The 12,700-nt window shown below is 59.7% G+C and carries 19 protein-coding genes; all 19 read right to left on the reverse strand.

Annotation, left to right across the window (positions count from 1 at the left end):
* Window positions 1-6 precede the first annotated feature (6 nt).
* A complete protein-coding gene (locus tag J3P86_RS20650) occupies window positions 7-219 on the reverse strand; it encodes a tail protein X (RefSeq protein WP_434628756.1) in 213 nt (70 codons plus the stop codon).
* A complete protein-coding gene (locus J3P86_RS20655) occupies window positions 212-595 on the reverse strand; it encodes a phage tail protein (RefSeq protein WP_434628754.1) in 384 nt (127 codons plus the stop codon). Before J3P86_RS20655 ends, J3P86_RS20650 begins: the two co-directional genes overlap by 8 nt.
* Window positions 595-2,754: a phage tail tape measure protein gene (locus tag J3P86_RS20660; protein WP_434698751.1), complete on the reverse strand. Its 2,160-nt coding sequence runs from the start codon at window positions 2,752-2,754 to the stop codon at window positions 595-597. Before J3P86_RS20660 ends, J3P86_RS20655 begins: the two co-directional genes overlap by 1 nt.
* 128 nt (window positions 2,755-2,882) lie before the next feature.
* A complete protein-coding gene (locus tag J3P86_RS20665) occupies window positions 2,883-3,458 on the reverse strand; it encodes a phage tail assembly protein (RefSeq protein ID WP_434698753.1) in 576 nt (191 codons plus the stop codon).
* A gap of 137 nt (window positions 3,459-3,595) precedes the next feature.
* Window positions 3,596-4,102: a phage major tail tube protein gene (locus J3P86_RS20670; protein ID WP_186635096.1), complete on the reverse strand. Its 507-nt coding sequence runs from the start codon at window positions 4,100-4,102 to the stop codon at window positions 3,596-3,598.
* Complete coding sequence (locus J3P86_RS20675; RefSeq protein WP_434628748.1) at window positions 4,102-5,268, reverse strand: phage tail protein; 1,167 nt, start codon at window positions 5,266-5,268, stop codon at window positions 4,102-4,104. Before J3P86_RS20675 ends, J3P86_RS20670 begins: the two co-directional genes overlap by 1 nt.
* Window positions 5,269-5,270: 2 nt before the next feature.
* A complete protein-coding gene (locus J3P86_RS20680; protein ID WP_434628746.1) occupies window positions 5,271-5,480 on the reverse strand; it encodes a hypothetical protein in 210 nt (69 codons plus the stop codon).
* A gap of 87 nt (window positions 5,481-5,567) precedes the next feature.
* A complete protein-coding gene (locus J3P86_RS20685; RefSeq protein WP_434628744.1) occupies window positions 5,568-5,825 on the reverse strand; it encodes a tail fiber assembly protein in 258 nt (85 codons plus the stop codon).
* A gap of 9 nt (window positions 5,826-5,834) precedes the next feature.
* Window positions 5,835-6,455, reverse strand: coding sequence for a hypothetical protein (locus J3P86_RS20690; protein ID WP_434628742.1), 621 nt, complete (start codon window positions 6,453-6,455; stop codon window positions 5,835-5,837).
* Window positions 6,456-6,479: 24 nt separating this feature from the next.
* Window positions 6,480-7,010: a hypothetical protein gene (locus J3P86_RS20695; RefSeq protein WP_434698754.1), complete on the reverse strand. Its 531-nt coding sequence runs from the start codon at window positions 7,008-7,010 to the stop codon at window positions 6,480-6,482.
* A complete protein-coding gene (locus J3P86_RS20700; protein ID WP_434698755.1) occupies window positions 7,007-7,651 on the reverse strand; it encodes a phage tail protein I in 645 nt (214 codons plus the stop codon). Before J3P86_RS20700 ends, J3P86_RS20695 begins: the two co-directional genes overlap by 4 nt.
* Entirely contained in the window at window positions 7,648-8,643 is a 996-nt protein-coding gene (locus J3P86_RS20705; protein WP_434656073.1) for a baseplate J/gp47 family protein, read from the reverse strand. The genes J3P86_RS20700 and J3P86_RS20705 overlap by 4 nt, the downstream gene beginning before the upstream one ends.
* Complete coding sequence (locus J3P86_RS20710) at window positions 8,640-8,972, reverse strand: phage baseplate protein (protein WP_434628734.1); 333 nt, start codon at window positions 8,970-8,972, stop codon at window positions 8,640-8,642. Before J3P86_RS20710 ends, J3P86_RS20705 begins: the two co-directional genes overlap by 4 nt.
* Window positions 8,973-8,982: 10 nt before the next feature.
* Window positions 8,983-9,594: a phage baseplate assembly protein V gene (locus J3P86_RS20715; protein WP_434698756.1), complete on the reverse strand. Its 612-nt coding sequence runs from the start codon at window positions 9,592-9,594 to the stop codon at window positions 8,983-8,985.
* A gap of 3 nt (window positions 9,595-9,597) precedes the next feature.
* On the reverse strand, window positions 9,598-10,110 hold the full coding sequence (locus J3P86_RS20720) for a hypothetical protein (RefSeq protein WP_434698757.1): 513 nt from the start codon (window positions 10,108-10,110) through the stop codon (window positions 9,598-9,600).
* A 46-nt stretch (window positions 10,111-10,156) separates the two neighbouring features.
* Complete coding sequence (locus J3P86_RS20725) at window positions 10,157-10,507, reverse strand: phage holin family protein (protein ID WP_434628728.1); 351 nt, start codon at window positions 10,505-10,507, stop codon at window positions 10,157-10,159.
* Between the two features lie 63 nt (window positions 10,508-10,570).
* Window positions 10,571-11,152 carry a DUF642 domain-containing protein gene (locus tag J3P86_RS20730; protein ID WP_434628726.1) on the reverse strand — a complete coding sequence of 194 codons (582 nt, stop codon included), beginning with the start codon at window positions 11,150-11,152 and terminating at the stop codon, window positions 10,571-10,573.
* Window positions 11,153-11,167: 15 nt separating this feature from the next.
* Entirely contained in the window at window positions 11,168-11,338 is a 171-nt protein-coding gene (locus J3P86_RS20735) for a Com family DNA-binding transcriptional regulator (RefSeq protein WP_434572148.1), read from the reverse strand.
* Window positions 11,339-11,797: 459 nt separating this feature from the next.
* The gene (locus J3P86_RS20740; protein ID WP_305501185.1) at window positions 11,798-12,532 is read right to left on the reverse strand and encodes a LexA family transcriptional regulator; all 735 of its coding nucleotides are present in this window, start codon (window positions 12,530-12,532) and stop codon (window positions 11,798-11,800) included.
* Window positions 12,533-12,700 lie beyond the last annotated feature (168 nt).

A 12,700-nucleotide genomic window follows, 5' to 3' on the forward strand; every position in this document is an offset into this window, starting at 1 on the left:
GCCTCCTTAATCCCAGGCTGAAACCGCTGGGATTGCAACAGGCCTGAGGTCCACCTCAGGCAAGACAACCCAAACGCCCGCAGGCAATATCGGGCCCCATTCGGCCAATCCCGGATTGAGCAGCCAGAGCGCTTCTTCGGCGGCGTCATCACAACGCCCGAGCTCGCGGTACAGCAGCAGATTCACCGAGTCACCGGCGATACTTCGTACTCTACGCATTGGCGAACTCCGTCAATTCAACCACCCAGCCGACCACCATGGCCGTGCCGTCATCAATGACCTCGGTCTGGGTTTCCGTGACCTTGTTGATCTGCCACAGGCCCCAGTTGCGACCGATGCCATCCACCAACGGCAGTGGGGTGCGCAGGGCTTGCAATGCGCGCAGCTCATCGAGTCGATCCATGGCGGTCGAGTACATCGATTTGCCGGTGATCGTCAGCCCCTGCAGGCCTTGGCCGATCTGGCTGGACTTGGGCTTGCTGGTAAGGATGTCGATGCTTTTCCAGCCACCGTCCGAGGTGCGGACCAAGGAGTGGTAGGCGAAACTGCGGGACAGCCCGAAAATGAAACTGCCCAGGGCCATTTGCTGACGCATCAGGTCACTCCGTCGGTCAGGGCCGCGTCACTGCGCATGGCAAGCGAGTTGGGCATGAGTTGGAATTGGCTAGTGATCTGTTGCACAACCAGGTTCGCCAACTGGGCGGCACTGGCCTGATCCTGGCCATTGATGTAGATGTTCGCGGTCAGGTTGTTTTGCTGGCCGGTCGCCGGGGTGCCGCTCAGGTCTTTGCTGACCTGCTCGGGAGCGGCGAGCTTATCGACGGGCGAGGCGAGTTTTTCGCCCAACCAGGAGCCCGACTCACCGCCGAGCCAGCTTCCCGCCAGACCGCCGACAATTGCGCCGAGTGCTCCGCCAATAGCGGTGCCGATACCCGGACCGAAGAACGTGCCAATCGTCGCGCCCGCGCTGGCGCCTGCCGATGCTCCCGCCCAGCCGCCGCCAGCGGCGCCCAGGCCAGCGCCAACCTTGCGAGCGTCGCCGCTCAGCGCCCCTTCCAGCACTTCAGGGGCTGCACTTAACGCGACAGCTCCCGGAACAAAACGGCTGAACGGGCGCAACGAAGCACCCATGCTGCGAAGGGAACCGTTGACGGTCACTCCCGCTTCGGCCTTGGCAACGCTCGCCGGTCCGAGCCGGCTGACGCCCTTGATATCCGGCCTGGCGTTACGATTGTCGTTTCTGAAGTCTTCAGAGAACACTTCTCCCACGCGCCTGGGAAGACGCTTCGCCACGCCGCCCAATACGCGTTTGGCCGCTTGATTGCTCATTTCATCCGCGATGGCTTTGAGCAGCGCCCCCACCAGCGGCTTGAGCGCCGCGCCCACCAGCACAATGGCAGCTGTGGTCTTAGGTGAAGTCTCGGCCAACTCACTCATGCCATCGTTCAGCGAACCCAGCCATTGCAGCGAGCTGTCCGCCACGGGCGCTACCGCATTGCCCGTGGCCAGTGTCAAACGCTCATTGCTGGCGTTGAAGACGTTCCACCGACCTTGCCGGGTATTCGCCAACGCCAACGCGTCCTGCCGCACCGAGCCCTTGTCGCCCAATTGCAAGGTGGCGTACTGGGCCGGGTCTTTCACCTGCAAGAACGCGTCATTCACGTCGGTCAGTTTCTGCGCCATCCGCAGCACCGCCTCATCCCGCGTGCCAAACAGCGAAGAGGCAAGGTCCGAGCGTTTTTCCGCCGGCTGCGCGTTCAACGCCGCCAGCACCGACATCACTGTCCCCGGCGCGGTGTCCTTGTCACGCAACCCACTCGCGACTTCCTTGGGATCAAGCCCGAGTTGCGTCCAGGCCGCTTGCTCGGTCGCCGAGGCCTGATTGCCCTTGCCCAAGGCCATCGTGAAACCAGCCAACGCTGCGCCGGCTTCAGCTTGTTGCGTACCGGTGTTGAGCAACGCCGCCGTCAACGCAGCGGCCTGTGCAGGTTGCAGGCCGGCCGAGGTCGCGGCCGCACCGTCACGCTGCAACACCGTGCCGATCTCGCTCGCTTTCGCACCGCCGGGAATCTTGCCGAGGTGGTTGGTTGCGTCCGCCAGGTCAAAGGCTTTCTCGGCGCTGAGCTTCATGGCGGTGCGCCAACCAAGCAGCATCTCGGCGGCTTCCACGGCTGGCATCTTGAACGTCGATGCGGTGACACCCGCATCGCTGGCAAAGCGCAACAGCGCCGATTGTCGGTCCGAGGCATCGGGCAGATCACTGCCGATGCCTGCCCTGGCAGCCAGGCCTTCGATTCTCACCAACTCAACCGCTGTTGTGCCGCCAGCCGCCACCAATGGCGCGCTGGCGATACGCTGGGTTGGCTCAGCCATCTGCTGGATCTGCCGCGGCGTGAACTGGCCGGCCTGCTTCAGATCGGCCATGGCCGAATCCATTGCTATCGCCGGTTTGAGCAGTTCCGGTGGTTCGATTCCACGACCCGACTTCGCTTTTGGCTCTTTGGCTGAATCCCCCTTGGCACTGGCGCCCATAACCTGAAACAACGCGCGCTGTGCCGAGAGTTTCAGGGTCAACGACTCGATTGCCGTAGTCAGCAAGCCGAGCTTGAGCCCGAGGTTTTCCAGCGCCTGATCGAGTCCGGGCAGCTGGTCCCCAGCGGAAAGGATCACACTGTTCTTGGCGCTGGCATTGGGGACCGCCAACCCACTCCCATCGAAGGCTGCATATCTGAGCGAATATCTATCGTCCGCCATTCCGCTCTACTCCTGTTTCACGCCAAGGCGAGCGATCGCGATGTCGTATCGGCGCAAGGCCTTGCCGGCGTCCCACTCCAGGATCTCCGCTTCACTTACCGGGTAAATGAGCGGCACCACATCGAGGATCACCTCGATGTCGCGCTCCGAAAGAAGTCCGCCGGTTTGTTTAAAAAATCGTCGATGCGTACCTGAAGTTGCGTCCAGTCAGGCACGCTCAGCGAGGCCAGGTTCGGCAGCATCAGCCCGGTGCAATGGGCCGTGATGAACTCGGCGCGTTCCTTGGCCGTCTTCAGTTTTTTCATCGCCTTGGTGGCCCGCAGCACCGGCATTTCCAGGGTCAGCGAGGTCAGGCTGCGGCCCGCCACATCGATCGGTTGCAGCAATTGCACCTGGTCGGGATCACCTGGGGCTCCCTCGGTCTGATCCAGAAAGTGGGATGCCGGGCGCGTGGACATTTCATGCACGTATTGCGCAATGCTCACGTAGTCCGGGCGCTTGAGCTGGTCCAGCTCCTTGGCCGACAGGCCGGTCGCCAGTTTGGCCAGCTCGAAGAACTGGTCGTCTTCATCATCGCCGGCACGGGCCAGGGCGTCTTTTTGCGCGGCGTAGTACAACGGTTTGAGTTGCAACTGCTCGATCTGCGAACCGTCGTCAGCGGTGATCGGTGACAGCAGCTCATGGGTAGGAGGCATCCAGGACATGAAATCGATTCCTTCAAAAATCGGGGATCCGCTGTGGGAGCGAGCCTGCTCGCGAAGGCGCTGGGACATTCAGCATGGATGACGGCTGATGTTCTGCCTTGGCGAGCAGGCTCGCTCCCACAGGGATTGGCGTTGGCTTAAGGCAGCAACACCGCGCGACGCGCATCGCCAAGAATGTCGACGCCGTTGAGCACGAACTTCTGGGTGCGCACGTCAATGTCGATCACTGGGATGCCGTTTTCCAGGCGGTTATAGGTGCGGCAGGCCAGCTCGAGAGTGGTGGTGGGTTTGTCGTTCATCTTCAGGGCGGCTTCGTCGAGGGATTTCAGCTTGCCGCCCACCGTGTGGTAGGTGAACCATGTGTTGCCGTCCTGATCCTGACCGGCCTCGCGCACGTTCAGCAGGATGTCGTCACCGACGCTTACGCCCAGCGCCAGCATGATTTCCGGACCGACACCTTGCAGCACCAGTTTGGCCGTCAGCGCCTTGCCGCTCTTGGCCATCTCCTCGCCGATGAAACGCCCGCCGCGCATTTCTTCCATTTCGAATTCGATTTTTGGCGGCGTGAATTCTTCCACGGTCGCCGACAACGGCAGGCCCTGCAGGGTGGCCGCAATGGCCTGTCTTACGCGGTTGGTAAACATTAGAGAACATCCTCCAGGAACTGCTCGATGATTTCATCGCGGGCGTTGAGTTGATAAATCATGTGTTCGTTCGGCGCGTAGCGGCCATAGTCGATGACCACGTACCAGGTGCCGTTCTTGTACTTCTCGACGCTGTTCAATTCCGGGTGCAGGTACACGCTGCCGCCGGGAATGGTTTCGTCGGCGACCAGGGTTTGCAGCCAGTCGTTGATGCGTTTGACCTCCTGGTCCATGAACGACTTGGTCAGGTTCTTCGCCATGGCTTTCTGGCCGGCTTTCACCAGCTTGCGGCTGATGGCATCTTCCAGGCCGACGTAGCTGATGAACTTGCCGGTGATGGAGCGGTTGCCCAGCAGCGAGAAGCCGCCGAGGATGGTGCGGGCGTAGTAGCTGACGCCGTAGCGGTTGAGCAGATCGCCTTCGGTGGAGGTGTCGAGGATGTTGTATTCCACGGTGCGGGAAACGTCTTCGGCGTAGGTCACCTGATTACCCGGGCTCTCCCATTGCTTGACCTTGGCGAGCGCGGCAATCGCCAGGCTTGACGGCGCGAGGAAGACGTTTTTCTTCGCCGCCTTGGAGTACACAGCCGGCATGTTGTGCACCACCAGGCAACGGTCGAAACCGAGGTCGGCGCCGCCCAGCTCCTGGCTGTAGGCCACTTGATCGGCGACCGAGGCGTCTTTGCCGTCGAGCACCACACGGGCCTTGATGCGCTTGCCGAACGAGGCGAACTCGCTCGCCACCGCCTTGGTGCCGGTGAAGCCAGGCGCGCCGATGATGGTCAGGTCCTCAGCGACGCCACTCAACGCCGCCAGACCCAACTTGCGTCCGGTCTGCGCCTCGATGCCGCCAATCACATTGTTCTGCGTGTCGGCCAGGGTCGCGCCCTCTTCGACGATAACCACATACACCGGTACCTTGACCACTTTGAGGATCTGGTAGACCGCGTGGAACAACGTCCCCGCCTCGGCACCGGTGGGGTCCAACTGGGCCTGGGTGGTGAAGCTGTTGATGCGAAACGGGGTGTTTTTCGGAATCAGCGCGTTGGCATTCGGCGCGGTGCCGACCAGCCCGATGACGTTGTCCCCCAGGCCACCCATGGCCTCGGGAGATTCAGTGGCATTGACGGTGATGCCGTTGTGCTCGAAGTTCAAAACCTCAGCCATGGTTATTCAGCCTTTTTGGTGGCGGCCTTTTTGGCCGGGGTCGATGTGGAAGCCGACTCGACGGCTTCGGTTTTTTTCAGTTCCAGGCGACCGGCGCTACGCAAGGCACTGGCCTCGACGTCGAGCAAGTCGAGCTGCTGGCCGACGCTCGACCAGTGGCCGCCACCGGTAGGAAATGGGAGGAGCACGGTGTAGGTTTGGCGGATAGACATTTGCGAGTTTCTCCAGACGCAAAAACGCAAAAGCCCCATCTAAAGGGGCTCTGTACGGGCAAAAGAAAACCGCTTTCGCGGTGAGGGTTACTTCACAAATGTTGGCGGCTCAGGCCACACTAATTGGTCAGGATGTTCCACCGTTTCAGGAATATCCCGCAACGCCTTACGGTAGGCGGTGACCTGGGCTAACTGGACAGCAGTGGCCGGGTAATCCGGTAGTTGGGTAAAGTCAGTCGCTCGCAGAAGCTGATCGCGACGGGTACGAACTGCAGCCCATTCGATGTCAGGCGAAGGCACAGCGAGCGCAAATTCTGCGTTGTTATCTTCAGGGAAATCAGACATATCAACTCCTTAACTAAAAACCACTGTTTCAGCCAGCGATAGTTTTGTTTTCAAATCACCGAGTTTAAACAAACGGCCGTTTCCTACACGCATGGTGTCGATACGTATAGTGGTGTAATAAATACTCGGAATCAGAATACGCATCACAACATTACCGTTCGTATCAACGTAACAAGCAGGTGTCATGTTGCCAAACGTGGCAACATTCTGCAGGGTACGAGTGGGTTGATAGCAATAGCCGACCAGCGTTTCTTCGATGATTTTCGCAGTGCCGTAACTGTAACCTTTTATGTTGAACCAGAACATTTCCGAGTTCACATTGATGTTCAGCGGAACTTTGAAATGTATATAGACGTTTGCGCTGGTACCCAAGTCGGTTAGCACAAAATCACCTTGCGCGCCCACCCCCTGTACACCTCCGGTACCTGAGACAAAACCTTGCAGCAGATTACGACGAATCGTCCCCAGCGCTGCTGGATCGCCTTCAACGTCCTTGAGACTCCTCCATTCATTAAACTGCTCCAGTGCGGTGGCCATGGTACTGTTGATACTGCCGATCTTTCCATTGACCGCCGTGGTCAAGTTATTGGCCGCTGATACCAGCGACGCGATAGTGGTTTCCAGGCTCACATTCAGGTTCCTTGTACTATTTGATTATTTAGCTTCGAGCGCCATCACTCGAAACATCAGGCCAACGTGCCGCGCCATATTGTCGATATTGGCGGTAGCCAACGTGGCGATTTCTTCACTCAATAGAATGTTCAGGTTGTCGGACCCGACCACCACCGTGACGCTTTGCGCCGGCAATGGTGAAATATCCAGCGTGAACTTTTGCAATACTCGCGCGGCCGCCGCTTTGTAGGTCAGCAACTTTCCAGCCACCGAATACACCGCTAGCAACGTGCCGGTAGAAAGATAGAAACCGAACTCGCCAATCTCATATTCATCCGCCCCCTCAAACAAAGCGGCCATTCTCAGCTGCCCTGGATCAAGGTCCTCGTAATCCACGATTGGCACACGCTGCCGCTCATTGCGAAGCGCCGTTTCCGATCCGCTGGGATCGTAGCGAGCGGTGCCGGCACCGATGTGAGTGATCTCACCTTTCAAGCCTTGGTTCTTTGCCTGCAACACTTCGGCCAAGCCGGCGGAAGTGAAGCGAACCAAGCGCGTAATGTCTTCTGTCATGGCTGCGCCCTGAGGTCGTAATCGTTAATGGTGTAGGGTTGAAAAAAACCGGTACTGATAAGGCACGCATCAAGGTCAATTGATGGCAGCGCTCCGTCCAGGAACAGTTCCCCTTCGCTCAAGGCTCCGTCTGCGACTGATGCCAGCGCCAGGCTGCCGTTCGTTTGATGTACAAGCGTGATGGTGGCCTGGTCACGCTCGCTCTTGGCGGCATTGATTCGCCGTATCAAGCGATTGTGATCGCCACTGGACCAACTGCGACCGATGACCGCTTGCACATCAAAGGTGTAGGGCTGAGCAAGCGGTTGTTGCTCATACCAAGCGGTGACCTTGGGTGTGAACCCCATAGATTCGACGGCATGATTCAGCGCCTGACGCGTGCCGGCCTGACGCTGGATCTGCCAGGACAACGAAACGGTCAAGCGCTTTTCCAGATCATTGGCTGCCGCGTCCCATTCACTGACTCCACGATCCGCCGCCAGATACGGCAGGAACGTCAAAGGCGTTCCGCGCGGATTCATCAGCTCGGGAAACGGTGGATCGATGCGTTCGAGCAACCGGGCGAAGCCGAGATCAAGTGCCTTCTCCAGCGGTGAGCTGTTGACCGGCAGCAGGCTTGGGCGATGTGTGTCGTCACTCATAACGTATCCACCTCAACCTCGACGCCCGTGCAATACGGGGCCTGGAAAGCCGTCGTGACAATCGGCTCCAGCGGTTCGAGAATTTCAAGCTGGACCGCGCCGGCGCTGTGCAGCGTGTAGTCGATCCAGCTCGGATCCACGCGGCCTTCCAGGCGATGACAGGCCTCGGCGTATTCGCGCAACTGCTGCTGTGCGGCAGCCTGGGTCAGGCCTGAATCCGGACCGGGGTTGATCTTTGCCACGACGCGGATTCTGTAGTTCTTGATCTGCGCGGGCTGGACGATGACCCGGTCCGTTTCCGGTCGCACATCGGGCCGGGCGAAATGCTCGCGCACGCCGGCGAGCAGCGCCTCGGACGGCGTGCCGTCGCCCGCTCGGGACAGCACCGTGACCGTGACTTCGCCGGGTGCCGTACGGCGTCCGTTGCCGTCCTTGATCTGGGCTGCATGGCTATCCGGGTCGAAGGTGTAGCTGACTGTCACCAGCCCCGCCGAGGCGCTTTCAACTTTCACGACGGGACGTTGCCCCAGGGTGAAAATCTCCCGCCGATACTGCATGCGGGAACCGGCTGCCGGGGCGTGGGGCGCCAGGTAATAGCGCAACCGGGCGTCCTCGTCGCTCTCGTAGACCGGAGCGATGGGCGGGAATGCCGCGGGGTCGCCCGGGTCGAGCAATTGACGTTCAAGCCCCATGTCCGCGAGGCGAGCATCGAGATTGCTGCCCGTGGCCCACCACGCCAGCATCTGCTTGATGCGGGCGTTGTATTTGCGTTCGTGGGTTTGCAGCCGGACGCAGAATGCCTCAAGGGCAAGGGTCAGCAACTCACTTTCGTTTTCGAGACTGTCGACCAGCCTCGCGGCGCTTGCGGGAGAGCGCGCGGCAACGTACTCAACCACGAAGGTCTTGAACTCGGCGAGCAGGTCCTCGAACGCTTCGACGGTAACGATAGCCGGTTCGGCCAGTTGGTTCTGGCCGGGAATCAGCATGCTCATGTCACCACCTCGAAGGTCTGTTTGCGGTTTTTCCAGGTGCCGGCGAAGCGCAACAGCAAACCAGCCCCCTGTCGATTGGCGACGATGACTTGCGGCTCGAAATCGTCGATGCCGTTGTGCGGGTTGTAGAACGCCTGCGCTGCGTGGCTTTGGGCGAGTAGCAGCAGGTCGTCACCGAGGTTTTGCCCGAGCAGCTCGGTCAAGGCGCTGCCGTACAGGGGGCGCTTCTGACGGGTACCCAACGGGGTGGTCAACGCCCGGGTGGCGCGCTGCACGAATTGCAGCCAGTCGTCGACCGTCGCGCCGGTGTTGCGATCGATTCCAATCATGGGAAATCCTTTATGCGGTACTGATTACGCGTCCCTGGTGATCCACCAGCGGGCCGCTGAAATGCACGCCTGTCGCGTCGATACGCAAACCGCCGGCGCCCAGCTGCAACTCGATGGCCTGGGGTGTCATCGCCAATCGCGCCGGGCCAATGCTCAACTGGAGCGATTCACGGGAACCGCTGAACGTCGCCGGGCCGTTTTCCCAATGCAGGACATGACTGGCGTGGTCGTAGCCGTTTTCCGTGCCGTCCTGATAGAGGCGACGCGTCAGCGAGGCGTGGGTCGAGACGGGTGGAAACTGGCCGCCGTTAAGGCCGAACAACGCCACCGTCTGTCCGCCGCTGTCGCCGCCGCCATGGTTGAACAGCAGGCATTGCTCGCCCACGGACGGAATCCGCGACTCGCTCTGGGCGCCGGCGCTCGGGTTGAAAAAGCGGATCGCCGGCGTCACCAGCCCGCCGTGACTGACCTTGCAAGTGTTGCTGGCCGCATCGACTTCCTGGCAAACGCCGATGCGGCAAAAACTCTCTGCACGCCGATGCAGGTCCTCAAACTCGGTTTCCATCTGCGCCAGACGCTCGATGATCGGCGCCAGATGCATCTGTAACAGCGCATCAAACATGGCTCAGCCCTCGAGTGCGGTGTATTGGTCCGGGTCGTCGATGTCCGAGACTTCCCAGGTACGGGCGAATTTCGGAATACCCAGCGGGTCCTCCAGTAATGTCGGGCCGAGGTACAGCGTCTGTGTGAATGAAAGGGTCCAGGCGGCGTACGCGCGGGTTTCGCTCCCAAAGGCCGACGCGACGCCATCGATGTACGTGGGCGGGTCGCATTGATCACCCGGCAGATTCCAGCGGTTGTCGACGACACGCTGCTTCAGTTCGCAGCCCAGGTCGCACGCTGTCGACGCCGTTCCAGACGACACGACTTGCAGGGAAACCGTCAGGGCATGGGCGATTCGCCCTTCGCTGGAACGCTGGCCCACCGCATCACGCTCGATGGCGAGCAACACCCAGGGCGGGTCGCCAATGTCGTTGAAATCCTGGAGGCTCCCGACGTTCAAGCCAGGCATGGCAGTTCGCAACGTTTCGGCAATGGCGGTCAACAGCTGCGAAGGTTTTTCGAGGACGGCAGGCATCAAGGCCTCCTGTTTTTTATGGCGGCACGAAGATCAGCAGTGGGAATCAATGTGGGTCGGAACGGGAATCACGCGGCGGTAGCTCACTGATGCCAATCCGCTTGGCGGCCCAACGCTCGTAAAGCCCGATGGCCACGTCAGCCCCGGCCATCGCGGTCAGGCAACCGAAGGCACCGGCGGCCCAGATCGACAGGCCCATGGCGTACAACAGCATGATCGCCGAGACGCCACAGATCATGCAGGCGCCGGAGCGCAGGGCCAGGCGCCGCAGCAGTGACCAGCCACGGGCGCCCTCCTTGTCGGCACGCCACATCTCGCCAGTCACCCCGCCCACCAGGGCGAGCACGATGACCAGCCAGATCGGCATGTCCAGCAACGCTTGTTGCTCGTTTGTCATGTCTCGTTTCCTGGGGAGATGGATGAAAGAACGGGGGTCAGGCCTGGACAGCCAGATAACGTTCTACAGTCGCTCAACGATTACGTTGTCGATAAAGGCATAGTTGGCATACGGATTCTGCTCATTGGAAAAAGCCAGGGTTGTCTGAGGCGAGGTCGCGATGAAGTCATACGTAATGGTGCTCCACTCAACAGCTCTACCTTTTGCTGAAGGGGTGTTGAAAGTGACACTTTGGCCCGCCACTTTTATTTGGATAACACCTTCACCGGAACGACTTGCGTAACGCGAATTACCTGCGCTGAAGGTCAAGCGGTACTTGGCGCCAACGGAGGTTGCAAAGTTCTGCTGAATGCCGCCGCCGTTGCTATAGATATAGTTAGCCAAGTCGACAATTACGACGCCATCCGCCGCCAGGGAACCGCCAATCGAAGCGGGCAGGTTGAAATACTCGGCTCCAGACAGGAACGTCGTCCAACCCGTAATGAAGTTGGCTTGCGCTGGAGTATTCAATATGCAACTTGCGCTGCAGCCTGGCTGTTCGAAGCTACCGTTGACCAGAAGGTTGGCAGCAACAGCGTTGCCTCCGACACCGAACAGGACGCCGCAGAGCATCAGCGGGGTAGCGTATTTCTTGAAACGATTCATGATCCACCTGTTGAGTTAGTGATTGATTGCACGGTTGATACATTGCTCGCCGGCGTTCACTCGAGGCTCAACGGCCTTCACATGATTCAATGTCCCGCAACGGGGACACTTGATCTGGAGTTCGGTGTTCTCGCCCATGCGGGCCAGAAGTCTTTTGCAGTGACCGCATCTGAAATCCTTCAGCATTTAAAGCCCTCCCACGGCGGCGGTTTGAAGTACCTCGCGGCACAGGCATTCCAAAAAGCCCGGTCGCCCAGGCTTTTCAGTAATGCGCTTGATCTTTCGGCGCGACTGGCGCGGTACGGATCCATTCAAATTGTTCCTCCGACCGCGGTCCCTGCCCGCCGGATAACTGCTTCTGGTGCTTTACGCTGCACACCCGGGTCAGTTGCCAACCCTCTGAACCGTTAAGGCCGGTTCATCGCTGCCTGTTGGTGGAACTAAAGAGCTTTGTTGCCAGCCGCTTTGTCGAGCGGCTTGGACACAGAATATGCATGGATGCATATACAGTCAATGCGTAAATGCATTTATTCATGCACAAGGAATGCGCAAATGCATGGAGGCCGCGTAGGTACTGGGTTTGAAGGTTTCCAGGAGGCGAAAAAAAACCCGCACGGCGGCGGGTTTTATCTGACAGCGGAAGGATTAACGGGCGTACATGCCCCACCAGAAGACGTGACCGAGGATGACGATCTGCTCGTCCTGCATTTCCTGGAAGGTGTAGTCCTCGTCCGGATGCTCATCGCGGTTGAAGCTGCGCAGGCGAATGCCGGTGGGCAGGCGATATAGCTGCTTCACCCGCAGTTGGCCGTTGTGATTGATGGCGTAGAGGTCACCGTCGACGATGTCGCCGATCCCGCATTTGCCCGCGTTCACCCCGACCGTGGCGCCGTCGCGCAGCACCGGCAACATGCTGTTGCCACGCACCGTCACGCACTTGGCCTGGTCGAACTGCACGCCGTTATGGCGCAGGCTGCGCTTGCCGAAACGCAGGCTTGAGCGCTCGCTTTCCTCGATGACGAATCTTCCTGATCCAGCAGCCAATTCAACCTCACGCAGAAAAGGAACGGACACCTCGTCTTCCTCGACGGGCGTGTCATCGTCCCACAGGCTTATGTCCTTGAGTTCGGAATGTGGCTCTTCGCGGCGGCTGTTGCCGGCAGGCGCAACGTCGACCCGCCCACGCAACTGGTCGGTGCTCACGGCGAAATATTCGGCGATCTTCGAGATGTGTTTATCCGAAGGGTCGACGATCTTGCCGCTGAGGATCCGCGAGAGGGTGGACTGAGGCACGCCGGTACGCCGGTGAAGCTCCGTGGGGGAGATCCCGTGCTGATCGAGCAATGCTCTTAATACGGTAGAAACGTTGCGTTTTTGCATAACGCGCATAATGCTTGTTCTTTTCGCGGAAGACAAATGCTGTTTTGCATAAATACGCAAACACTGTGCTTAAGCTCCGCCAGATGCTTTTGTGGCGAGGGAGCTTGCTCCCGCTTGAGTGCGCAGCGCTCACAAAAGGGGCTGCTGCGCAGCCCAGCGGGAGCAAGC

This window comes from Pseudomonas sp. D1-1 (genome assembly GCF_051132225.1).
Classification (GTDB): Bacteria; Pseudomonadota; Gammaproteobacteria; order Pseudomonadales; family Pseudomonadaceae; genus Aquipseudomonas.

Excerpts from the sequence above, each read along its gene's own strand:
- J3P86_RS20650 (WP_434628756.1), bottom strand. The coding sequence starts at position 219 with ATGCGTAGAGTACGAAGTATCGCCGGTGACTCGGTGAATCTGCTGCTG.
- J3P86_RS20655 (WP_434628754.1), bottom strand. The coding sequence starts at position 595 with ATGCGTCAGCAAATGGCCCTGGGCAGTTTCATTTTCGGGCTGTCCCGC.
- J3P86_RS20660 (WP_434698751.1), bottom strand. The coding sequence starts at position 2,754 with ATGGCGGACGATAGATATTCGCTCAGATATGCAGCCTTCGATGGGAGT.
- J3P86_RS20665 (WP_434698753.1), bottom strand. The coding sequence starts at position 3,458 with ATGTCCTGGATGCCTCCTACCCATGAGCTGCTGTCACCGATCACCGCT.
- J3P86_RS20670 (WP_186635096.1), bottom strand. The coding sequence starts at position 4,102 with ATGTTTACCAACCGCGTAAGACAGGCCATTGCGGCCACCCTGCAGGGC.
- J3P86_RS20675 (WP_434628748.1), bottom strand. The coding sequence starts at position 5,268 with ATGGCTGAGGTTTTGAACTTCGAGCACAACGGCATCACCGTCAATGCC.
- J3P86_RS20680 (WP_434628746.1), bottom strand. The coding sequence starts at position 5,480 with ATGTCTATCCGCCAAACCTACACCGTGCTCCTCCCATTTCCTACCGGT.
- J3P86_RS20685 (WP_434628744.1), bottom strand. The coding sequence starts at position 5,825 with ATGTCTGATTTCCCTGAAGATAACAACGCAGAATTTGCGCTCGCTGTG.
- J3P86_RS20695 (WP_434698754.1), bottom strand. The coding sequence starts at position 7,010 with ATGACAGAAGACATTACGCGCTTGGTTCGCTTCACTTCCGCCGGCTTG.
- J3P86_RS20700 (WP_434698755.1), bottom strand. The coding sequence starts at position 7,651 with ATGAGTGACGACACACATCGCCCAAGCCTGCTGCCGGTCAACAGCTCA.
- J3P86_RS20705 (WP_434656073.1), bottom strand. The coding sequence starts at position 8,643 with ATGAGCATGCTGATTCCCGGCCAGAACCAACTGGCCGAACCGGCTATC.
- J3P86_RS20710 (WP_434628734.1), bottom strand. The coding sequence starts at position 8,972 with ATGATTGGAATCGATCGCAACACCGGCGCGACGGTCGACGACTGGCTG.
- J3P86_RS20715 (WP_434698756.1), bottom strand. The coding sequence starts at position 9,594 with ATGTTTGATGCGCTGTTACAGATGCATCTGGCGCCGATCATCGAGCGT.
- J3P86_RS20720 (WP_434698757.1), bottom strand. The coding sequence starts at position 10,110 with ATGCCTGCCGTCCTCGAAAAACCTTCGCAGCTGTTGACCGCCATTGCC.
- J3P86_RS20725 (WP_434628728.1), bottom strand. The coding sequence starts at position 10,507 with ATGACAAACGAGCAACAAGCGTTGCTGGACATGCCGATCTGGCTGGTC.
- J3P86_RS20730 (WP_434628726.1), bottom strand. The coding sequence starts at position 11,152 with ATGAATCGTTTCAAGAAATACGCTACCCCGCTGATGCTCTGCGGCGTC.
- J3P86_RS20735 (WP_434572148.1), bottom strand. The coding sequence starts at position 11,338 with ATGCTGAAGGATTTCAGATGCGGTCACTGCAAAAGACTTCTGGCCCGC.
- J3P86_RS20740 (WP_305501185.1), bottom strand. The coding sequence starts at position 12,532 with ATGCAAAAACGCAACGTTTCTACCGTATTAAGAGCATTGCTCGATCAG.